The sequence below is a fragment of the Alicyclobacillus sp. SP_1 genome, assembly GCF_024706985.1.
Classification (GTDB): domain Bacteria; phylum Bacillota; class Bacilli; order Alicyclobacillales; family Alicyclobacillaceae; genus Alicyclobacillus_I.
This window is the reverse complement of sequence record NZ_JAMCCX010000072.1, coordinates 94,864-116,265: the sequence shown is the minus strand read 5'-3', so window position 1 is coordinate 116,265 and position 21,402 is coordinate 94,864. Positions and strand designations below refer to the sequence as shown.

The window sequence follows — 21,402 nt, the reverse complement described above, 5'->3', positions numbered from 1 at the left end:
AAATGCTCAAATAAATTTTTGTTTGATAAGCAGGAACATTTCGAAATCTAACGAATACATGTTTATCGAAAGCGGTTTCTGACGGCGTACTGTGTTTTAGCCTACGGGCCGTGCCGTCACGTGAAACGTGTTGGAAGAAGGGGTTTTCGCTGACAACGATATACGACATTGCGAAACGTGCTGGCGTGTCTTCTGCGACCGTCTCCAAAGTGTTGAATGGCTACCCGGACGTCAATCGAGAGACACGTGCTCGGGTGGAAGCTATCACTCAAGAACTAGGTTACAAGCAGAACGCCGTTGCTCGTGGTTTGGCGACAAAGCGGTCGATGACCATTGGAGTCTTTTTTCGGGACCACGCGAATTCTGGTCTTCGACACCCGTTCTTTGCAGATGTTCTCGCCAGTTTTAAAGATGTGATTGGCGTCGCTGGCTATGATTTGCTCTTTTTCGCCAATAACGCCCCAGACAACGTACATTCAGGGTATGAGGATAGAGCGCGTCACCGCAACGTAGACGGCTTGCTGTTGCTCGGCGTGTGGCGGACCGACCCTGGTTTAGAGGCGATTTCGCGGAGTTCTATCCCTTGTCTCTCGGTCGATTTGGATTTGCTCGGGCCGCGTGCGAGCTACTTGGTGTCGGACAACGTAGATGGAGCGAAAAAAGCTGTAGATTATCTGGTTCAGTGTGGGCACACTCGAATTGCTTTTGTCGGAGACCGGTTTTCTACAAAACCGGGGCACGACCGCTTAGTAGGATATCAGCAAGGATTGGAGCACAACGGACTGCTCTTTCGGCACGAATGGGTTCTTGACGGCGATTTTACCGAAGAGGGCGGGCGTTTTGCGATGGAACGGATGCTGGAGTTGCCAGATTTGCCGACGGCAATTTTCTTTGCGGGTGACATGATGGCGATTGGTGGTATGGAACTTTTGAAGCAAAGAGGCTATGTCATTCCGGAAGACTTCTCCATCATCGGGTTTGACGACATCGTCATGAGTAGTCACCTTTCTCCGGCTCTCACGACGATTCGACAAAAACGAGGAGAAATGGGAACCCGAGCTGCTCAAGAATTGCTCGAGCTTATTCACAAACCGGGAAAACCTCCCTCGGGAGTCGTGGTTGATGTCGAGCTGGTTGCGAGAGAAACGGTAAGGATAGTCTGCGCGGATTCTAGTTCGTCTCTCGCATCAAGCGATTTTTTTGAGAAAAGTGGGCAAGCGTGTGATGTGGATGCTGTCGAGCAAGTTTGTGTGACGCACAGTGCCGAAGAATAGGAGTCTGCTGTTAGGGAGGTGATGTGGGACGTTTTGCCGACATCCGGTGACGGTTGTCGTCTGATTTGCTGTGAGGTCTGCACGTCAAGTAAGCGTTTACAGGCGCAAATTGCTTTCATGAATTCTTGAAGAACAATGAGGGGGAGTCATTGTGGCAAAGAAGAGAATGCTCGCTGTAGTATCTTCGACCACGCTGCTGGTGGCGATGGGCGTGGCGGGTTGCGGTACGGCAACCACGTCAAACTCGAGTACAGCACCGAGTTCTACCACCACTGCAGCGGCCGGGATGGGGACGGCACCACTTGTCATCGGTGCTCAAGACGGATCGCCAGGATATACAGAAAACTTTAACCCGTTCTCACCGAACGCGCTTGAAGGCGAGTTCTTTATGTATGAACCGTTGTATGAAGTCGATGGGCTGACGGGTGCCAAGACGCCATGGCTTGCCACCAGTTATCAGTGGGTTGGAACAAAGAAGTTAGAATTCACCATTCGTCAAGGCGTCAAATGGTCTAACGGGAAGCCATTTACGGCAAAAGATGTAGTTTTCACGTTTGACTTACTGAAGAAATACCCAGCACTCGATAGCAACGGCATCTGGAGTTACGTCAGTTCGGTGTCTTCTAAAGGGAACGTTGTGACGTTCGATTTTTCGCAGCCAAACGTTCCAGGGTGGCAGTACATCGCCGAGCAGTTAATCGTCTATCCAGGGCAGTTCAAAAATGTCAATCCGGTGACGTTTACGGACGACAATCCGATTGTGACCGGGCCTTATGTGGTGGATACCTTCAATCCGAGTCAGTATACCTTGAAACTAAACCCTCTTTATTGGCAGAAAAATCTAGTGAAAGTGCCGGAAATTACGGAAATTGCGCTGAGTGGGAATCAAACGGCAGACCTGCAGATGTCGGAAGGCAAGTTTGATCAAGCTGTGCTCTTTGAGCCGGGCATTCAGAAAGTGTATGTGGATAAAAATCCGGCCGATTATCATTACTGGTTCCCTCTCGCGTCGCCGACCGCTCTGTATTTCAATTTGTCGGAGGCACCGTTCAACAACGTCAAATTCCGTCAAGCGATGGCTTACGCCATTAATAAAGAAGTCATCTATAAAAAAGGCGAATATGGCTATGAGCCGCCTGCAAGTCAGTCGCTGTTGCCTCCGTCGTTGGACAGCAAATGGCTAGACCCCACGCTGGCACAGAAATATCAGTATAACTACTCGCCGAAAAAGGCGTTGTCCTTGCTCGAATCGATTGGTTATCACATGCAAAATGGGAAACTGATAGGGCCGAATGGTAAGCAATTGAGTTTTACACTGGAATGCCCGACCGGCTGGACCGACTATATTCAAGACATGCAAATCATTCAATCAGAACTCGCAAAAATCGGCATTAAAGTCAACACGGAAACTCCTTCTCAGTCAACGGACTACAACGATGTCGAAACAGGGCACTTCCAAGCGGCTCTCGTTTATGGGTGGTCCGAGTCCAATCCTTATTACATCTATGACTACCTGATGTCGTCCTCAGAATCTGCGCCGATTGGCAAAGTTGCCGCGTTCAATGCCAACAGTGAACGATTCAACGATCCAAAGGCGAATCAACTGCTGACTGAGCTTGCACAAACTACGAGTTCGTCGAAACAACACAAAATTGTCGACCAGTTGGAGAAGATTGCGTTTACTCAAGTCCCGATTGTTGGACTGGTTTCCGGTGCGGGATGGAACGAGTACCAGACCAATCACTACGTCGGCTGGCCGACTGCGAGCAACCCGTATGCTTCGCCTGGCCTCACGTCGACGAACGCATTGCTCGAAATCATTCACCTGCGTCCGGTCAAGTAAAGGACGACATCTGCGGCGGGACGAGGCCCAGAGAAATGTTTTCTCGGCCTGTCCCGGCCCGTCCTATTCGCTCCCTTTACATCGATCCGTTACGGAGGAGGTGCCTGATGCGTTACTTTGTGAGGCGAGTGATCATCCTGCTCTGCACCCTTTGGGTCGCCATCACAGTCAATTTCATGATTCCGCGACTGATGCCGGGAAATCCCGTAGAAACGATGATGGCGCGATTTCATGAACGTGGTTCGATGAGTCCAAGTGCGATGAAAGCCATCGCGCTGATGCTCGGAGTAAAACACGGGAATGTATTTCAACAATACTGGCAGTATCTCGGAGAAGTTGTGCACTTCAATTTTGGTGTTTCTTATACGTATTTTCCTTATACTGTGACGTATATGATTGCGCACGCGTTGCCCTGGACGCTGGGATTGGTGGGGATATCCACGCTCATCAGCTTTGGACTGGGAACTGCGCTTGGTATCGTCGCCGCCATGAGGCGCGGTAAATCGGCGGACGGCGTGTTGACGACCATTTCGAGTTTCACAAACACGTTCCCTTATTTTTGGCTGGGACTGGCTGCTGTGTATGTCTTGGCATTCGTGTTGCACTGGTTTCCGTTGAGTGGCGCGTATAACGCTGCATTTCCCACAGGGTTCCATTGGAGCTTTATCGTCAGCGTTGTTCACCACGGATTTTTACCTGCCATGACTATTGTCATCAGTTCGATTGGCGGTTGGCTGCTCGGCATGCGCAATAACATGATTAATACCTTAAATGAAGACTACGTTCTTCTCGCCAATGCTAAAGGCTTGAAAAGTCGGTGGGTCGCTTGGATGTATGTGGCGAGAAATGCACTCTTGCCGAATTTGACGGGTTTCGCGATGGCCCTGGGATTTGTCGTCGGTGGTTCGCTGCTGACGGAAATCGTCTTCTCCTATCCAGGCATTGGGTTTTTACTCTACAATGCGGTCATTAATGAAGACTATCCACTCATGCAAGGCATTTTCTTGATTATCGTCGTATGTGTCGTATTGGCCAACTTTTTTGCCGATTTGGCATATGTGTTATTCGATCCCCGTGTCCGGCGAGGAGGGACATCATGAGCATCGGAACATTGGCAAAGCAACCAAAAGCTCCGGCTAGGGCTCGGTCTCGTGGTGCTGTTGCGGAGATTGCGAGTATTTTGTGGCGGAATCGCAAGGCACGGGTCGGCATTGTCATGCTCGGTATTTTTGTCGCGGTTTCTATCTTTGGGGCATGGTTGGTACCCTATAGTCCTAAGGACTCCAGCTTTGCTGCGATGGCAGGTCCATCGTGGCAGCACTGGCTCGGCACCACGCAGAATGGACAGGATGTTCTGTCTGAACTCATCTACGGAACGCGCGTTTCCATTCTTGTTTCTTTTTCCGTAGGAGCTATCGCCACTTTTTTGGCGATGTTGATAGGCATTACCGCAGGATATGTGTCAGGTTGGGTCGATGAAGTTCTGTCGTTTTTGACCAATGTATTTTTGGTGCTACCAGGACTGCCGCTGTTAATCGTCTTAGCCTCTTACGCCCCAGGACGAGGTATGACGTTAATTGTGATTATCATCGGCTTTACCGGATGGCCTTGGGGCGCGCGAGTGCTTCGCTCGCAGGTCGTCACGCTACGCTCTCGAGACTTTGTCACTGCGGCGCGTCTCGCGGGGGACAGTGTGGGCCGAATTATTTCTCGTGAAGTCGTCCCGAATATGCTGTCGTTGGTCATGGCCAACTTTCTTGGCGCTTCGACTGCGGGGTTGTTGGCTGCCGTCGGATTGGAGTTCCTCGGATTTGGGAATCCGAGTCAAATTTCCTGGGGCTCGATGCTTTATTGGGCTCAAAATTCGAGTGCCCTTTTGCAAGGGCAGTGGGCTTGGATTTTAGCACCAGGACTTTGTATTGCCTTCTTCGGAATGTCGCTCGTCCTCATTAACTTCGGGTTTGACGCCGTCTCCAATCCCCGTCTTCAGGAGGAATCGCGATGAGTACTCTCCTTTCCGTAGAAGATTTATCGATTGATTATGGGCGCCGCAACCCAGTGCACGCGGTTCGAAACGTGTCTCTGTCCATTGAAGAGGATGAATTTGTAGGATTAGTTGGGGAGTCTGGCTGCGGCAAGTCCACTCTCGGATTTGCCATTGCTCGTTTAGAGCGCCCCCCTGCTCAGATTGTCGGTGGCCGCATTCATATAGGTGGGAATGACTGGATGTCCATGGATGCAGAGTCGATGCGCAAAGCGCGGTGGGAGACGGTCTCTGTTGTCCTGCAAAGTGGCATGAATGCCCTCAACCCCATCATGACGATTGGCGCTCAGTTTCGCGATGTGATGGAACAACATGGTCACCGAGGAAGACGAGCTATCGAAGAACGGGCCGTTGAAGTGTTGGATTTAGTGCAAATCCGTCCTGAGGTCTTGCGTCGGTATCCACACGAGTTGTCCGGTGGGATGAAACAACGCATTGCGATTGCACTCTCCCTGGTTCTTCGGCCAAAACTTGTCATTATGGATGAACCGACCACAGCGCTCGACATGGTCGTGCAACGTCAAATTCTCGAGAACTTGAAGGCGCTTCGCCATCAGCAGTCGTTTGCCATGTTGTTCATCAGTCACGACTTAGGCCTCGTCTTGGAACTCGTAGACCGTGTAGTCGTCATGTACGCGGGAGAAATTATTGAAGAGCAAAGTTCGCGAGGATTACTCAAACATGCCTGGCATCCCTACACTCGTGCGTTAATGGACTCTTTGCCGGACCCTGAAAACCCCAAGGGGTCTTACCAAGGCATACCGGGTTCTCCTCCAGACCTTCACGTGATTCCGGAGGCATGCATGTACGCGCCTCGCTGTCCTTTAGTTCAGGAGTCTTGCCGCACATCGACGCCGTCCTTGGAGACATTTCAAGACGTTCAGTCGAGGTGTCCCGTGACGAGACAGGAGGTGGTCGATGGTGTCGGAGTCCGTTCTTGAGGTGCACGGGTTGACGAAAGTTTTTCGCGTGCCACGCCGTCGCGCGGAGCCCTTTGTGGCGGTGCGGGACGTCTCTTTCACGCTTGGCCATGGAGAAGTTGTGGCACTGGTGGGCGAGAGTGGCAGTGGGAAAACGACGATTGGTCGCATGTTGGCGGGAATTGAGACCCCTACTGAGGGTAGCATCCGACTGTCCGAAGAGAGCGCCGAACGCAGTGGACGAAGCCTTCGGCAACGCGTACAAATGGTCTTTCAAGACCCATATGCGGCACTCAATCCATTTAATCGGATCAGTTATACCATCAGCCGCCCCATCATCAATTATCACCAAATGAACAATGCAGCCGCCCTAGAAAGGGCACGTGAGATTCTCGGAACAGTACAGTTGATTCCAGCAGACGAATACTTGGAAAAACGGCCTCATCAGCTGTCGGGAGGACAGCGTCAGCGCGTGGTGATTGCGCGCGCACTCGCGGCTTCTCCGGAAATCGTCATCGCCGACGAACCCGTGTCGATGCTTGACGTTTCCATCCGCGCTGATGTTCTGCGCCTGCTGCGAGATTTACTCGACCAGAAGAAAGTATCCGCCATGCTCTACATCACGCACGATTTGCTCAGCGCCCGACTACTGGCGCAGCGCATCATGGTACTGTATCGTGGAAACGTTGTGGAAATTGGTGAGACGGAAACGCTGTTGACGAATCCGCTGCATCCGTACACCAAATTGCTCTGGTCAGCCATCCCCAATCCGCGCCGCGCCGCAGAAGGGAAAGCAATGGTCATTCCGACCGCAGGAACTGGAGATATTCCAAAGCACGGATGTCCGTTTGCGCCGCGCTGCCCGCTCGCCGATGAGCGATGTCAAGTGGAGATGCCACCGCTTGAGGAGAGGACGAACCAACACGCTGTCGCTTGTCACATGGTGGAAGGAGTATGAGTATGCCGAACATCGGGATCCAACTATATACACTTCGCGAGATGATGCAAGAGGCGTACCTGCCGACACTGCAAAAAGTGGCGGACCTTGGATTTGAAGGTGTGGAATTTGCAGGTTATGGGGGAATGACGCCACGGGAGTTACGGCATGCGGTGGACCATCTCGGTCTGACTCCTGTTTCTAGTCACGTCCCGTTGGCAGATTTGGAGGACAGTTTGGAGCGCGTAGTGGAGCAGTCGGCAGAGTTGGGGTTGCAACATGTCTTTTGTCCCTATCTTCCAGAGGAACGGCGTCAGACGAAAGCGGATTATCAACGTCTTGCGGAATGGTTGCAGAAATCGGGAGAGTTGTTTGCCGAGGCGAACATTGGATTTGGATATCACAACCATGCGTTTGAATTCATGTCGTTTGATGGAATCTTCGCTTTAGATTATCTGTACGAACAGACAGATGCCAAGTTTGTGGAAGCGGAATTAGACCTCTACTGGATTGCTTATGCGAATCAAAGCCCGAGTGCGTACATTGAGCGGTACGCTGGGCGTTGTCCGATTCTGCACATGAAGGACATGACCCCGGACGAGGAGCGCTTTTTCGCACCAGTGGGTCACGGGTGCCTGGATTGGTCAAGCATCTTTACGGCGGCGAACGCATCCGGAGTAGAATGGTATATTGTTGAGCAGGACGTGTGCCGAGGTAACCCGCTCGAGAGCATTCAATCGAGCTTCGAGTTTCTTGCATCGCATCGCCCCTGAGGCACTGGTTTTCATGAACGCTTTCTCTTCTACGGTCAGTATGGGCTGCCCCTAAGGTTGCGATTGCCGGCGGCAGTCCATGCGGCGCCGGCTGGCCGTTTGGCCCGGAGACAAGGTTTTAAGGAACGCCATTGGGTGAAGTGCAGCATATGGATGCAGCATATGGAATGACGGAGCTCTCAACTGGCATGTCAACGAATCTGACAAACGCTCATTGACCAATCCTTCACCTACCGTTATAATTGACGGAATCATCGGATCATTGTGTCGGGTTGTCCGACATGGTGATTGATCGATTCGAGGGGAGGTTGCCAAATGAAGTCGAAGGTTGGCATGCTGGTAAGGCCAGCGCGCATGAGAAAGAGACGTATGGCGGCCGTCACAGGAATGTTGGCGCTAGGCACTGCCGTGCTGGTGACGGGTTGCGGTACTTCTGCAACGACGGCGAAGGCGCCGGCTGGTAAGAAATCTTCGACTCCGTCTGCTCAGACGAATCAGGGTGGAAGCATCGTGTATGCACTGTCCCCGCAATCGAACATCACGTGGTATCTTCCGCTCATCAATGGGGCAAACGACACAACGTTTAACACGGAAATGACGCAGCAGATGTATAAACCGCTGATATGGATTGGCGATGGGTTCAAAATCGATTGGAAGTCGTCTATCGCAAGTAAAATCACCTATAACAAGCAAGGAACAGTCTATCATGTCTATTTAAATCCCAAGTGGCATTGGTCCAATGGACATCCTGTCACAAGCAAGGACTTTCTTTTCACATGGGACGTCATTAAAGCGACGTCTTCCGCGCATGCGCCGGCGCCTTGGCCATTTATTGGGGCAGGCACGGGCGATTTGCCGAACGGAATTCAAAGCGTGGTCGCGAACGGGTTGTACGAAGTGACGGTCACGCTCAAAAAACCAGCCAATCAAGAGTGGTTTATTTACAACGGGCTTGTCCAAATTACTCCTCTGCCCGCCGCTTCTATGGATAAATACCCGGACAATATGATGAAAGAAATGAAGTATCTCGGCAATGGGGCGACTAATCCGAAATTCGACAAAGTGGTCGACGGTCCGTTTGAATTAGTCAAAGCCGTACCCAACCAAGAATGGGTCTTGGTTCCCAATCCTCATTACGATGGTCACAAAAGCACGGTCCATCAGCTTATCTTCCAATATGAAGGGTCAAACAGTGCGGAATTCAGTGGATTGAAGTCTGGTACTGTCAACTACGGCTATCTCGATTTAAGTCAATATGGGTCAAAAGGGGCTTTGACCTCGATGGGCGACACCATCACCCCCGAGTATTCGCTCGCTATGGCGTATACCTCTTTGAATATGTATCCAGGGTCTAAAACGAAAAAGATTTTTGACCACTTCTACATTCGGAAGGCGTTTCAACTAGGCATTGATAACTCAGCCATCGCGAAAGCGGTATATCATGGGTACGCCAGTCCCACCGATGGTCCCATTCCGTCTGTGCCCAACACCCAATTTTTCGATCCCGCTCTTCAAAACAACCCATACCCGTATAATCCTCTGGCAGGTAAGCAATTGCTTGAGTCCCACGGGTGGAAAGAGGTCAACGGCGTCATGACCAAAGGGAACGAGAAGCTTCAGTTCGTCATGATGTACGTCAGCGGTAGTCAAGCGGAGACCGACGAGGTCGTGTTGATGAAAGAAGACTGGGCGAAAGAAGGTATTCATGTCACGCTCAAACCGGTCCCCTTCAGCACATTTGTCAGTATTGTCGAGCCTAGCCAACCGAACAGTTGGCAAATTGCCACGGGAACGGAGTGGTTTTATAACGGGCCTGGTTACTATCCGACGGGAGGACAGTTGTTTGCGACGAATGCCCCATCTGGGGTTGGGTATAGCAATCAAAAAGAAGATGCTCTCATCCAAGCATCGCATGAAGCTGGTGCGAATGCTGAGGCTACCCTCCATCAATTCTATCAATATGAGGAGTACACGGCGAAACAATTGCCCCTCTTGTGGGGAGATAATGTCGCTACTTTGGCAGTACACGCACCGAACTTGCACGGATCGGTTCAATACGCTGATGCGGTGGTTGGATATCCACAAATTCAATACTGGTCTGTATCGAAGAGTTCTTCGTCCAACTAAGTCGCATTGCGTCCATTGTAAAGAGAGATTTCCCGGAAAAATCGAACTCAGGGGCAGTGGGTCTCACGGTAGGAGATTGCCAGTCGCTCGGTATGGACCCTTGGCGCAGGTGTGAATTTTTGGTTGTCTGAAAGTTTCGTTCGTTGTACAATGATCTTGACCACAAGTGAATATGGGCAAACGCATCGAAAGTTGCGGGCGCAAAGCCACGGGTCTAACGACGAAAGTCTATGGTAGCCGGGTTGCAGACGTTTCAGGCGACAGGGTTCTGCATCCGCAGAACCCTGTTTGAATGTTCTCGATGGGAAGAAGGGTGGCTAAGATGATGGAAAACCTGTTAAATTACAGGGCCTTTCTGTTTGAGCCGATTGCAGAAGCCATGGAGGAAATGCTCATTCTCATTGATGAGGACTTCCGCGTGACCTTTATGAATCAGTCTGCAAAGCGGATGCTTGGTACCACGAGTGACGATTACATAGGACGACATTTTTTTGACGAATTGGGAGCATGGGTCCTTCATGGAAATCGGGAAAACACAAAAGTTCATGAAGTGTTGAAGAGAGATGTTGCGGTACGGGGTATCATGCGTCAGACGACGGATGGTCGCACATTGTCCGTCAATCTTGTGCCAGTGACGATTCACGAGGGCTTGCGCGGCGTGCTCATTACTGCAGAGGATGTGACGCATCTGCGGGAGATGGAGCAAGAACTCGATATGGCGTTTGCGCTGACGTTGCCGAACAGTAAAGTGGAATATCGCCTTCGTTCCATCCCCGAGTATCAAGATTGGTACAATCCGGACACAAAGCAAATCACCATTACAGGCATTGTTGTTGATGGTGGATATCGGCATGTGGTCAACTGCCTGAAAATTTTCTCTCAGTTGACGGCAAAAGGCGTGAGTCGGCTGATAGGCATTGACAAGGATGAACTGGTACAAGTATTTGTTTACCATGATATAGGAAAGTCACAGCCAATTTTAAAAGTAGGTGATGTGGTTGACCCTCGGTCCGTCTTTGAAGATGGCAAGCAGCATGCGGACCGTAGCGCCGATATGGCCAAGTATTATTACAATCAGAATGATGACATTGTAGACATCATCCGATTTCATCATCATTCCGAGCGCGAATTACCGGAGACATTTCCGCGCAGACTTTTGCCTATGCTACGTCTGTTTCAAATCGTGGATGGAACTTCTGCGGCTGTCACGCGGGGTGGAGTCAGTGTCTGTTTTGATGTGCAAGATTGCACCGTCAAAATCCGCGAAGTCAACCACAGACCCGAGTACAATGGGATTCGAACCGTGAACTTATACACTGGGCAGCGTGAGTGGGAGCCGCTCGGTGAACATCAACATCCGCAGACTCGCGAATAGACTCGCCAATAGTGGGTTTTGATAATCCTGATATCTAAAGCATGGAGCGAGATAGTCCAAAAAGACTAGGGAGACCTAGTCTTTTTGCATGAGAAGGGGTCTCTTTGAACTAGTCTCGATGCGGGCCGAAGATAGTCCGTTTGGAACTGCCTGAAACGCTGCACGGTCTCTATCATGAACCTTGTAAGCAGAACAAGAAAGGGAGTGTAGCTCATGGTCGACTACGCCAATGCATGGCCGAATTATTACGTTGGATTTCTGTGGCTGGCTGCATTTATCGGATTTGTTGCCTTTAAGTATCCGCACGGAAAAGGAAAAGGCGGGAAAAAATCGTGAACTGGTCACGGGCCATTCGAACCAAAGTGTCGGAAAAATTGACCTGGGATAACCTGCTCCCTTCCGAGCAACCCGTGTATGTATCGTCTTTGGTGTATAGCTTCGGAGTTTTCACTCTCAGCAGTCTCGTTTTCTGCATTGCGTCAGGAGTCATCATGGCGGCCAAGGGGCCGCTCTGGTATCAGCATACGTCTCTCGGAGACTTTATGCGCAGTGTTCATTTTTGGAGCGTCCAAGCATTTTTCTTCTTTATGACCATGCACTTAGTCGGGCAGTTCTTTATGGGTTCCTGGCGAGAAGGACGCGCTATGACTTGGGTCTTAGGCTCCCTTTCGTTCGCGGTTGCTGTCGTGGAGGCGTTTACCGGCTATCTCAGTCGCGGCGACTTCTTTGCTCAGTGGAACCAGGTGCAAAGCAAGGACGCATTCAACGGAGCGGGTCTGGATGGGTTTTTGAACATCCTCAACAACGGTCAGGTGTATGGGCTACACATCGCCGTACTGCCGTTGATTTTGATTGGTTTGGTTGGACTGCACATGTTGGCGGTTCGCAGCAAAGGCGTAGTACCGCCCTATCGAGCCAAGTCTCGTTCCAAGGAGGATGCGTGAGATGGCGAAGACACGTCGAGCACGATTTTCTCGGGACACACTTCAATTTCCGCAAAAAGAGTTTGACATGGTCAAAGAGGGAACAGTCAGCCTGGTCATCGCCGGGGTATTGATTGTCGGCGTGGCAGCGTTCTTCGGGGCCCCGTATCGCCCCGCCGTCACCAATCAGCAGATTGCCAGCACCAAGCCCATCCTGCTCGAACAGACGGCCTTGGGTGATCTCGACGGCACAGGCGAAATGTCTCATTACGGTCCTCCGTATAATCACGGATTTCACGGGGAAGCGCCGCAACATGTGCAATCGATTTTAGGATATCATCCACAAACTTTTTGGGGAACGCCGTATCCGGTCAACACGGCGACGGACGACGTCTTGAACCCGCTGCGCATGTTGGCGACGGCATCCAATAATGCAGCCTTGAGCGGGGCAGTGGCAACCTTCCAAGCGGCGCCGTTTGCTACGCAACAAACGTGGGCTATGAACTACGCGAATGCCTTGAAAAAGGCGGCCGTGGTGAATGGGCGCGTCGTGGTTCCCAGTGGGGACTATGGACCGGTTCAAACCATGATGACAGCGGAACTGTCGTTTGCCAAATCAGGTCTACTGTCGGGAGCATTAGACCGGGAGAGCAATCCAGGGACGATTTATCGCTACAACATTCAAGATGACCTTTTATTTTTGCAAGGTAAGGCGCTCCATCAGATTGCCCACGGGATTGACATGAAAGGCGGGCAGTGGGGCATCAACCACGATGAGCAGCCGTACCCCGGTCCGTGGTGGCTGACGCCCTATACGTTTCTGTATCAGATTCCACCGGGATCGACCGCACCTTGGGGAGACGAGTTCGTCGCTTACACCATTGCTTTCCTGTTCGTGCTTTTGACGCTCCTGCCTTGGATTCCGGGATTGAATAAGTTACCGAGGGCACTGCCTGTGCATCGGTTGATTTGGCGGGACTGGTATCGGAGACTCGAGACGAACAAGACGTGCGCCACGTGTCCGCTGAAAGCGGCTTGTACGCAGGAGTTTCGTGGTCCGAAAGTAGCAGCAACGGCAGCGTCAGCCTCGCCTGCTTGCTATGAGGGGAAACAAAATGTGCCGATGCCACCGAGACCAGAGGGGAAAGGGACGTCCGGTGCACCCTTCGGCATGTGAGAAACGACGAGCGTGACGGTGGATGTTCGATTGGAAAGCAAACGAATCTTTTGAGGAGGAACGGATGATGGGAAAAGTCGTGCGGATGTATGCCATATGGATGTTGGCGCTTGCTTCTGGGGTGTATGGAACGGCGTTGGTGTATCGCGGCATTTTTCAAGGAGAGACCAACAATTTGATTTTTGGCATTCCGATTCTCTTGTTAGGCATTTGGGTGACTGGGAACATGTGGGCGTCTGCCCGGCAAATCTATCGCAAACAGCGGGCCGAAGGGAAGGCCGTCTGACTCGAACGAAGGGTGGGGGCGACGGATGCATCGTGTGGTTCGGGGTTGGCAGATGCTCCAAGCGTGGGATGAGGCCTTTCTGGCGTTCGGACGTACGCATCTGCCTTTGTGGATGGCGTTACTGTCCAGCCTGTTGGCCGTCTTCGGACTCTTTTCGGGGTTTCCATGGTTTTCTCTTCGACTCGCGCTGATAGGTTCTCTGGCTTACTTTGGTGGCTTGGTACCAGCACTGTGCCTCGGCTTTTTCTCCTGCACGGCATGGGCTGTGGATGGGTTCCTTCATCCGTCGATGACAACAGACACCACGCTGAGTTTGGCTATCGTTCAAGGGATTGGGGTGGTGAACATCTGCTGGCTTGGGTACCATCACGCGATGCTCCGCCGGCAGCAGGAAGCTCGGACACGAGGGGGCGGAGACGGGCTCGATGTGGGGCGAAACGGCACGACGGATTCGGTGCTTCCCTGGAGAGTGGTCAATGACATTCGCTCTTCCCTGGCTGCGGTGCGATTTCTCTTGTTTCCCCTTCGGGACGGCGTCGAAGACGGAAGTGTGCGGGCGGCGACCTCCGAGCTTGAGCGGTTAGAGAGCCTCTTTCAAGGATTGACGCAAAGGCCGTCCGAGCAGCCCCTTGAGAAGAAAGATGGGGAGAGCGATGCATGAGGCAGAAGCACGGTCTGCGCTTTCTCCTGTGGCAGATAAGAGAGAGGGAAATTCCATGCGAATTCTCATCAACGAAACCACGTGGCAGTGGCTCGATGCGCAATACGCTCGCAGTTCGGTACGGGTGTTGTTAGACTGTGATTACAGAGAGTGGTTCCAGACTGTCGGAAGCGTGGTTGCTTCGGAGTGCACTCTACTAGGGGAGGACATTGTGTGTATAGAGTCGTGATTTTGGGAGCTGGCTTTGGTGGAATGACCGTTTTTCATCACATCGTTCCGTGGGCGAAAAAAGAGCAGGTACAGTTAACGGTCATTGACGAGCGAGAGACCTTTTTGTTGAAGCCGTCGCTGCCAGAAGTAGCCATGGGGGAGAAGGGCATTCAGGATGTGACTTTTGCAGTGCGTCCGGTGATTGAAGCGCATGGCACATTCCTTTGCAGTCGGGTGCAGCGGATTGACCCGGAGGACAAGTCGGTCGTTTTGGAAGACGGCACAAAAATTTTCTACGACACCCTCGTTCTCGCCTTGGGCGCACAGAAAGACTTTCGTGCCATTCCGGGCTTTTCCGACTTCGGGCATTCGGTCTGCACGGATGTTCTCGCGCCACGCCTCTTTCAGGCTTTAGAAGAATTCTCGGGTGGAGACCTTGTGATTGGTTCTGCACCTATGACTCAAGGCACGCGTACTCCGGATGTTCCGTTTTTAAAAGCGGCATGTGAGGGACCTGTTGGGGAAATTGCGTTTATGGTGGATGCGTATCTGCAAAGACGCGGTCTTCGGGAAAAGTCCCGCATTCATTGCTTCAGTCCAGCCGATGTCTTTTTTGAGGATGTCGGAGACAAGGTGCATGAAGCGTTTGGGGAGTTCACCGAGCAGCATCAAATTGGTATCGAGACCAAGAAAATCATCGATCATCTGGAAGCGGACAAAGTGGTGTTTGCGGACGGGACAGAAATTCCTTCGGCACTGTCGATTCTCATCCCTGCGTATCGCGGTCCAGAGGTTGTCGCGGAAAGTCATCTTGGCGACGAAGCGGGGTTTGCACCCACGGACGAACAATTTCGCCATCTGGATTATCCAGATATCTATGCGATTGGCGATGGAGCCTCTCGGACGGTGCCGAAGTTGGGCCATTTAGCGGTAGAACAGGGTGCCTTGGTGGCCAGTCTCCTGCACCGGGAATTGACCGGACGAGGGGCCATTCATGACTTTGACCCAGAGATTTTTTGCATTATGAACATGGGAAACCACAGGGCGATGCTCATTCGTTCGAATACGCTGTATGGAGGAAATATGGACATTGCGTATTATGGAGCAGTATCCAGCTTCATGAAGAAAGCTTTCGACGATTATCTCCTTCATCTTAAAGGGAAGATGCCACCAGACATTGCCCAGCGTTTGCTCAATGTCTACTTACAGCGCTTGGCGTAAACTCTCTGTGGCCTCTCTTGCTGTTCGGTCGTTGCAAAGGTGGCGGGGGCCAAAAGACATGAGGCGACTTATTCTGCGGGAAGATGCTGTGTGAATTGAAAAGGTTAGACTTGGAGTTGTACGGTCTATCTTGTATGAAACAGGAAATTGCGTCCAAAATGTGTCTTCCGAGCCCATGCAAGATAGTCCTTTCGGACCTGTCGCGATGAAGACAGAGGGGCTATTCTAGAATCGGATGGGGATGTTAGCTGCGGGGACTTCGCCGCCACCCCCTGTCATGGGGCATTGCGGCGAATCAAATGAAGGAGTGGATAGACGTGAAGAAGGTGTTGTTTGCTTCGGACGGATCGGCCAGTTCCAAAAAAGCACAGGAAGCCGTAGTAAGCATCTTGTCTGCATGGCCGGAAGTTGAAGTGACCGTGTTGCATGTGATAACCGAGTCGGCGATGGTGATGAGCAGCAACATTCAACCACAACTTTTGTGGGATGCCGAAACGGCAGTCGTCCAGGAAGTGAAAGAAGCAGTCAAGCCGCTGTTAGACGACTTCCCCAATCGAGTAACGTTCCGAACCGAGCGTGCGATTGGCTCGCCAGCACACAAGATATGTGAAGTTGGAGAGCAAACCCACGCGGATTTGTTAGTGGTGGGAAGCCATGGTCGAGGCACAGTGGATGGACTATTGCTCGGTAGTGTCAGCCATGGCGTGATGCATCGTGCTAAGATGTCTGTTTTGGTTGTGAAATAGTCGTTGTAGGAGTTTGTCATGGGACGCGCTACCACTACCCTTCAGACAGCCCGGGATGCCTGTGGTGTGGTCTCTGGTGCTGCATCGTTCGCGTGGACCAGGGTAGGCGGAACCAAAGGAGGTGGGCAGGGTGCCAGACGAAAAAATGGGCGAGACGCGCATTCGTGTTCTCCTTGCCGATGACCATGAATTGTTTCGTCAAGGCGTGAAAGCCATCCTGACCCGGGTGCCTTGGATTGACGTTGTTGGAGATGTGGCTAACGGACAACAAGCGTTTGAACACTGCAACTCGGCAAGGAATCTGGATGTCGTCCTCATGGATATTCACATGCCGGTATGGGACGGATTAACAGCAACCAAAGTCATTCACCGAGAATTCCCTGAAATAGGAATACTTATGTTAACGGCCTCCGACACAGAGGAATCTCTGTTTGATGCGATTCAAGCGGGTGCGTTGGGGTATGTGTTGAAGACCTCCAGTCCGGACCACGTCTTAGAGAGCATTCAACGCGTCTATCGAAAAGAGCCTGTTATTCCGGAACAATTGGCGCTGCGCATCTTGACGGAGCTAGCGCCCCAGCGAAAAGTCCATTCTCCGGAGAGCATCGAACCTTTGACACAACGAGAGCAGGATGTATTGCGCCAACTGAGCATAGGAGCATCCAACCAGCACATCGCAAAGGCACTGTTTATTAGCGAAAATACCGTCCGCAATCACGTTAGAAATATTTTGGAGAAATTGCATCTGGCTAATCGAGTACAGGCCGCAGCCTACGCGGTGCGGGAAGGCTACACATTGCCGCCTGTCCCCTCAGAAGATTCGTAAAGCGGAAGGGTGACCGTAGCAGTGGTCCCTTCTCCGACTTGACTGCGAAAGTTTAAGGCACCTTGGTGGGAATGCAGAATCTGGTGGCATACGGTGAGTCCTAAACCAGTTCCATCCGGTTTGGTCGTGAAAAAGGCCCGCTCTAAATTCGAGAGTTGCCAAGCCGTCATACCGCATCCACTGTCCGCTATCGCAATGGAGATGCACGGGCGGTTGGAAGAGTCGTGAGTTTGCTCTGCTCGAACGGTCAGCCGTCCACCGACTTCCATCGACTCCAAGGCATTCTTCATGAGATTGAGAAAGACCTGACGAAGTTGGTGTTCATCGCCCCAGACCTTTCCGGAGACCGAATGCACCTCGACGTCGAGAGTAATCCCTTGCTGCCGGGCTTGCGCCGCAACGATGTCGACCGTCTTGCAGCAAACTAAGTCTGGCAAGTCAATTTCGAAGAAGACAGACTCTCTCTTTTTCGACAGGGTGAGAAATTCCGTCAAGATGGCATCAATTCTAGTCAATTCCGCCTGAACCAGAGACAGTTGATGTTCGCGGTCGGCAGCATCGTTGGACAACGAGAGCAAAGTCCACTGGATGGCCGCAAGCGGGTTTCGTATCTCATGCGCAATGCTGGCGGAGATTTGTCCAGCAATCTGCAGTTGGTCAAGGCGACGCATCTGCTCTTCCACGTGCTTTCTCGCCGTGATGTCGACACGAAAAGCAATATATTGATACGGTTTTCCCTTCTCGTCGAGGCAGGGAACGATGGTGGTGTCAACCCAGTACAAGTCGCCATTTTTTGCCCGATTTCGGATTTCGCCTTTCCAGATTCGCCCTTGACCGATGGTGCGCCAGAGGTCTTTGAAAAACTCCGGTGGATGAAATCCAGAATTGACGATCCGATGATTCTGCCCAATGAGTTCTTGTTGGCTGTATTGGGAGATGTCACAGAATTTTTTGTTGGCAAAGGTAATCATGCCTTGTTGGTTGGTGATAGCCAAAATGATGGCTTCATCAATGGCTCGGTTGACCTCCATCAAATGGGAAACATTTTGCCCGAGTTTCAGCAAGACATCATCCATCATGGGCCAAATCGCCTCCTGACTGGTGTTTCAAGACTTGGGAAGACACGATGGTCTTAACGTAGCAGACTTTATGGCTGATTGCTACACGGCCTTGCTAACAAGATGACAAAAAATGAGTCTCATGGGTGTGAGTTTGATCACATCGCGATACCTCTCATCTTGGCATAATCATGACAGAATGGCATTTTGCTCTGTCCTGTCATCGTAGAGACTTGCGCTGTTGTGGCTTGTTGGTCGTTCCTACTTTGAATGTACCTGTATGAGGAAAGGATGATGAATATGGAAAAATATTCTTTGCAATTTCGCCATGCCAAAGTGGAAAGTATTTTAGAGCGCGAGAAGAGAGGGCACGTACAGACAAAGTTTGTTCAACTCTCTTTGCTTCCAGGTGCTTCGTTGCCGAAGCATCATGCTCATGCCCCTGTAGCCGTCATTTTACTTAGTGGCCGCATTCGCTTGGAAGCTGGAGACAAGAGTATGGAACTCAAAGAGTTGGAGATGGTTTTGATGGAACCTGAAGAAATTCATGCGCTGGATGCCCTGGAAAAGAGCATCGTACTTTTGGTCGTCAGCCAAGCCGATAGTGCGCCACCGGTCGAGTAAACAGCCGATATGTCCTATCCGCAGTATCATCTGTGATACATCACCATCAACAGCAACTGATATGTTCTCATAGTATTGAGCTTCAAGGGAACGCTTTGGGATGTGCCTTCCAAAGCTGGAGGTGTGACATATATCACAGCTATGCAATCCTTAAATTGGTAAGATGAGAGGGTGTTCATGACTGTGAAGGCCGCTCTCTTAGTGTCCCACAAATATTCTATGAAGAGGAGGCACCGTATTGGACAAGTCGGCTACTTGGAGTTTGAGTAACCTCTATCCTGGATATTTTGCTTTGGTCATGGCCACTGGCATTCTCTCTGTCGTTGGATTTTTGGTTCATTGGACCGATTTGTCTGACGCGTTGTTTATCATTGCGAGCGTATTTTACTTGTGGCTGATTGTCCTCTACATAACCCGAATTTTCCGTTTTCCTGCGCAAGTCAAGGCGGATATGTTTAATCCATTGCGTGTCTTTGGCTACTTTACATTTGTTGCCGGAACCGACATCTTGGCAACGCGCCTAGGTCTTTCAGGATATCTTTGGCCCGTCTTGATTTTGGGCTGTATCGCTTTTCTCGTTTGGTGCGGACTCTTGTACTTTATCTTCGCGATGCTTGTCTTTCACAACGAGCGGGCGGTTCACGAGTCCGTTAATGGCGCGTGGCTGATTGCGACCGTGGGAACAGAGTCGCTCTCCATCGTTGCAGCGATTTTGGCGGTTCATCTGCACTTTATGAGTGAAGCCCTGTTGTTTGTCGCCTATGCGTTCTGGTCGTTTGGCATCTTGCTATACCTCATTTTCATCGTGATTATCATGTATCGGTTTTTCTTCAAAGCGGTTCATCCTGCAGACCTTAGTCCTCCGTATTGGATTAATATGGGGGCTATGGCGATTACGACAGTTGCGGGTGTGCGGCTCGCGAATCCAGGTGCTGCAACAAAGTTTCTGGCCGCAGTCCATCCCTTTGTGGTTGCTTTTACAGTCACCATGTGGACATGGGGAACTTGGTGGATTCCCCTCTTGGTCATTATGGGCATTTGGAAATATCGAATGTACAAACGGATTGAACCGTTCGACCCTAGTTTATGGAGTATCATCTTCCCACTAGGCATGTACTCGGCGGCATTGGCACTGATGAGCAGTTTCCCAGGACTTCACTTCCTGCATTATGCTGTGAAATACTTCTATATTCTTGCGTTAGTTTGTTGGTGTTTGGTGCTGGTCGACTGGTTTGCTCACGATGTTTTGAAAGTGCGGTCCCAAGAGGCCAAATAAGGACGCCAGATGTATGGAAGGAGTACTGCGATATGTCGGGAAAAGGTTTGGCTCAGTTTGATGCGCACCACGCTATTCACCAAGCGGCGTTCGATGAAGCTGAGCAGTGGACGCGTATTCTCCGCAAAAAGGCACATGAAGGGCAGGTGGATGAAGCGCTGCATCTTGCGTCCGTGCTCTTGGAACATTGGGAAACGCGTACTCTCCGTCATGCGGATTCGGAGGAGGAAGGTTTGTATCAAGAAATCGAACGAGCCGAATCGCGCGTGGCGAGGAGAATCGCCCAACTCACGAGAGATCACGATTTAATGCGCACTCTGGTAACAGAAATTGAAGGTATTTTGGCTACACACGGATGGTCGGATGGCGTGGTGGAGCGATTTGAAGCGATGTTGCTGATAAACGCCATTCACGGACGAGATGAAGAGAAGTTTTTGTTTCAATCGGGTCTGCCGCTTGCCGACATTCTGGCAAAGGAGAGGTGATATGGATAAACCGCTCCGCTTTGCAAGTCCCGCCTTGTATCAACAAGTCATGGATAAATTATCGGCTCATGGATTGAACCCGTATGACGTTGACGGACAAGTCGTCGATGAGCGAGGGGGTCACATTCTGGTCATGTCCTATGGCGGTGACTTTACATATCATGCAGACTATGCGTTCGAGCATGGTGAGTGGGAAATGGTCGAGACAGGTTTTTTACCGCCTGCGTTCCATGAGTACCTGGACAAAACCGTTTTGGATGTGAAGGATCGCTTAGTCAAGGATTATCGGAAGGGGATGAAACAAAAATTCTGAGAGCCGATTCAGACGAGAGGAAGAGGGGAGAGGGCATTTGGACGAGCATGTTGTGAACTCAATGCTGATGGTCGATCTCGCTGATTTGATTGCGCTGTTGGAAATGAAGTTTGGCCCTATTCCTTCGGAGGTCATGGAGAAAATAGAGGCAATTCGCAAGCCGGAGGTTTTACAGCGACTCATTCTTGTCGCGGCTAATGCACCCAAGGCGAGTGTTTTCTTGGCGGAACTAGCTGCCGGAGACGGAGCGTTTCGACTTGTTGGTCAAGAGTTCAATCCATTGCGACAGGAATAGGGGGAGCA

At 51.2% G+C, this 21,402-nt stretch carries 23 protein-coding genes and 1 riboswitch; of the genes, 22 read left to right on the top strand and 1 reads right to left on the bottom strand.

Features of this window, described 5'->3' with window-relative positions:
* The first annotated feature begins 110 nt into the window (after nucleotides 1–110).
* The 17 genes from M4I36_RS14620 (at nucleotide 111) to M4I36_RS14540 (ending at nucleotide 17,343) form a co-directional block, all read left to right on the top strand.
* Complete coding sequence (locus M4I36_RS14620) at nucleotides 111–1,274, top strand: LacI family DNA-binding transcriptional regulator (protein WP_258112490.1); 1,164 nt, start codon at nucleotides 111–113, stop codon at nucleotides 1,272–1,274.
* Nucleotides 1,275–1,425: 151 nt separating this feature from the next.
* Nucleotides 1,426–3,117, top strand: coding sequence for an ABC transporter substrate-binding protein (locus M4I36_RS14615; RefSeq protein WP_258112489.1), 1,692 nt, complete (start codon nucleotides 1,426–1,428; stop codon nucleotides 3,115–3,117).
* A gap of 107 nt (nucleotides 3,118–3,224) precedes the next feature.
* Entirely contained in the window at nucleotides 3,225–4,217 is a 993-nt protein-coding gene (locus M4I36_RS14610) for an ABC transporter permease (RefSeq protein ID WP_258112488.1), read from the top strand.
* A complete protein-coding gene (locus M4I36_RS14605; RefSeq protein WP_258112487.1) occupies nucleotides 4,214–5,122 on the top strand; it encodes an ABC transporter permease in 909 nt (302 codons plus the stop codon). The genes M4I36_RS14610 and M4I36_RS14605 overlap by 4 nt, the downstream gene beginning before the upstream one ends.
* Nucleotides 5,119–6,102, top strand: a complete 984-nt coding sequence (locus tag M4I36_RS14600) for an ABC transporter ATP-binding protein (RefSeq protein WP_258112486.1) — start codon at nucleotides 5,119–5,121, stop codon at nucleotides 6,100–6,102. Before M4I36_RS14605 ends, M4I36_RS14600 begins: the two co-directional genes overlap by 4 nt.
* On the top strand, nucleotides 6,080–7,039 hold the full coding sequence (locus tag M4I36_RS14595) for an ABC transporter ATP-binding protein (protein ID WP_258112485.1): 960 nt from the start codon (nucleotides 6,080–6,082) through the stop codon (nucleotides 7,037–7,039). The genes M4I36_RS14600 and M4I36_RS14595 overlap by 23 nt, the downstream gene beginning before the upstream one ends.
* 2 nt (nucleotides 7,040–7,041) lie before the next feature.
* Complete coding sequence (locus tag M4I36_RS14590; protein ID WP_258112484.1) at nucleotides 7,042–7,791, top strand: sugar phosphate isomerase/epimerase family protein; 750 nt, start codon at nucleotides 7,042–7,044, stop codon at nucleotides 7,789–7,791.
* Nucleotides 7,792–8,106: 315 nt separating this feature from the next.
* A complete protein-coding gene (locus tag M4I36_RS14585) occupies nucleotides 8,107–9,918 on the top strand; it encodes a peptide ABC transporter substrate-binding protein (RefSeq protein ID WP_258112483.1) in 1,812 nt (603 codons plus the stop codon).
* A gap of 165 nt (nucleotides 9,919–10,083) precedes the next feature.
* Nucleotides 10,084–10,168, top strand: a riboswitch (cyclic di-GMP riboswitch).
* Nucleotides 10,169–10,240: 72 nt separating this feature from the next.
* The gene (locus tag M4I36_RS14580) at nucleotides 10,241–11,293 is read left to right on the top strand and encodes a PAS domain S-box protein (protein WP_258112482.1); all 1,053 of its coding nucleotides are present in this window, start codon (nucleotides 10,241–10,243) and stop codon (nucleotides 11,291–11,293) included.
* A 213-nt stretch (nucleotides 11,294–11,506) separates the two neighbouring features.
* Nucleotides 11,507–11,629: a hypothetical protein gene (locus M4I36_RS14575; protein ID WP_258112481.1), complete on the top strand. Its 123-nt coding sequence runs from the start codon at nucleotides 11,507–11,509 to the stop codon at nucleotides 11,627–11,629.
* Nucleotides 11,626–12,237 (top strand): cytochrome b N-terminal domain-containing protein, encoded by a 612-nt coding sequence (locus M4I36_RS14570; RefSeq protein ID WP_258112480.1) that lies wholly within the window; start codon nucleotides 11,626–11,628, stop codon nucleotides 12,235–12,237. Before M4I36_RS14575 ends, M4I36_RS14570 begins: the two co-directional genes overlap by 4 nt.
* 1 nt (nucleotide 12,238) lies before the next feature.
* Nucleotides 12,239–13,393: a hypothetical protein gene (locus M4I36_RS14565; RefSeq protein WP_258112479.1), complete on the top strand. Its 1,155-nt coding sequence runs from the start codon at nucleotides 12,239–12,241 to the stop codon at nucleotides 13,391–13,393.
* 64 nt (nucleotides 13,394–13,457) lie between these two features.
* A complete protein-coding gene (locus tag M4I36_RS14560) occupies nucleotides 13,458–13,679 on the top strand; it encodes a hypothetical protein (protein WP_258112478.1) in 222 nt (73 codons plus the stop codon).
* Between the two features lie 25 nt (nucleotides 13,680–13,704).
* Nucleotides 13,705–14,340, top strand: a complete 636-nt coding sequence (locus M4I36_RS14555) for a hypothetical protein (RefSeq protein WP_258112477.1) — start codon at nucleotides 13,705–13,707, stop codon at nucleotides 14,338–14,340.
* 213 nt (nucleotides 14,341–14,553) lie between these two features.
* Nucleotides 14,554–15,771, top strand: coding sequence for an NAD(P)/FAD-dependent oxidoreductase (locus tag M4I36_RS14550; RefSeq protein ID WP_258112476.1), 1,218 nt, complete (start codon nucleotides 14,554–14,556; stop codon nucleotides 15,769–15,771).
* 317 nt (nucleotides 15,772–16,088) lie between these two features.
* Nucleotides 16,089–16,517 carry a universal stress protein gene (locus M4I36_RS14545; protein ID WP_258112475.1) on the top strand — a complete coding sequence of 143 codons (429 nt, stop codon included), beginning with the start codon at nucleotides 16,089–16,091 and terminating at the stop codon, nucleotides 16,515–16,517.
* 130 nt (nucleotides 16,518–16,647) lie between these two features.
* On the top strand, nucleotides 16,648–17,343 hold the full coding sequence (locus tag M4I36_RS14540) for a response regulator (RefSeq protein ID WP_258112474.1): 696 nt from the start codon (nucleotides 16,648–16,650) through the stop codon (nucleotides 17,341–17,343).
* Here M4I36_RS14540 and M4I36_RS14535 read toward each other — a convergent pair.
* Entirely contained in the window at nucleotides 17,307–18,422 is a 1,116-nt protein-coding gene (locus M4I36_RS14535; RefSeq protein ID WP_258112473.1) for a two-component system sensor histidine kinase NtrB, read from the bottom strand. The genes M4I36_RS14540 and M4I36_RS14535 overlap by 37 nt on opposite strands.
* A 279-nt stretch (nucleotides 18,423–18,701) precedes the next feature.
* Here M4I36_RS14535 and M4I36_RS14530 point away from each other — a divergent pair, with 279 nt between their 5' ends.
* From M4I36_RS14530 to M4I36_RS14510, 5 genes are all read left to right on the top strand, one after another.
* The gene (locus tag M4I36_RS14530; RefSeq protein ID WP_258112472.1) at nucleotides 18,702–19,025 is read left to right on the top strand and encodes a cupin domain-containing protein; all 324 of its coding nucleotides are present in this window, start codon (nucleotides 18,702–18,704) and stop codon (nucleotides 19,023–19,025) included.
* A 238-nt stretch (nucleotides 19,026–19,263) separates the two neighbouring features.
* Complete coding sequence (locus M4I36_RS14525; RefSeq protein ID WP_258112471.1) at nucleotides 19,264–20,301, top strand: tellurite resistance/C4-dicarboxylate transporter family protein; 1,038 nt, start codon at nucleotides 19,264–19,266, stop codon at nucleotides 20,299–20,301.
* 32 nt (nucleotides 20,302–20,333) lie between these two features.
* Nucleotides 20,334–20,786 carry a hypothetical protein gene (locus M4I36_RS14520; protein ID WP_258112470.1) on the top strand — a complete coding sequence of 151 codons (453 nt, stop codon included), beginning with the start codon at nucleotides 20,334–20,336 and terminating at the stop codon, nucleotides 20,784–20,786.
* A 1-nt stretch (nucleotide 20,787) separates the two neighbouring features.
* Nucleotides 20,788–21,099, top strand: a complete 312-nt coding sequence (locus M4I36_RS14515; protein WP_258112469.1) for a hypothetical protein — start codon at nucleotides 20,788–20,790, stop codon at nucleotides 21,097–21,099.
* A 37-nt stretch (nucleotides 21,100–21,136) separates the two neighbouring features.
* Nucleotides 21,137–21,394, top strand: a complete 258-nt coding sequence (locus M4I36_RS14510) for a hypothetical protein (protein WP_258112468.1) — start codon at nucleotides 21,137–21,139, stop codon at nucleotides 21,392–21,394.
* Nucleotides 21,395–21,402: the final 8 nt, after the last annotated feature.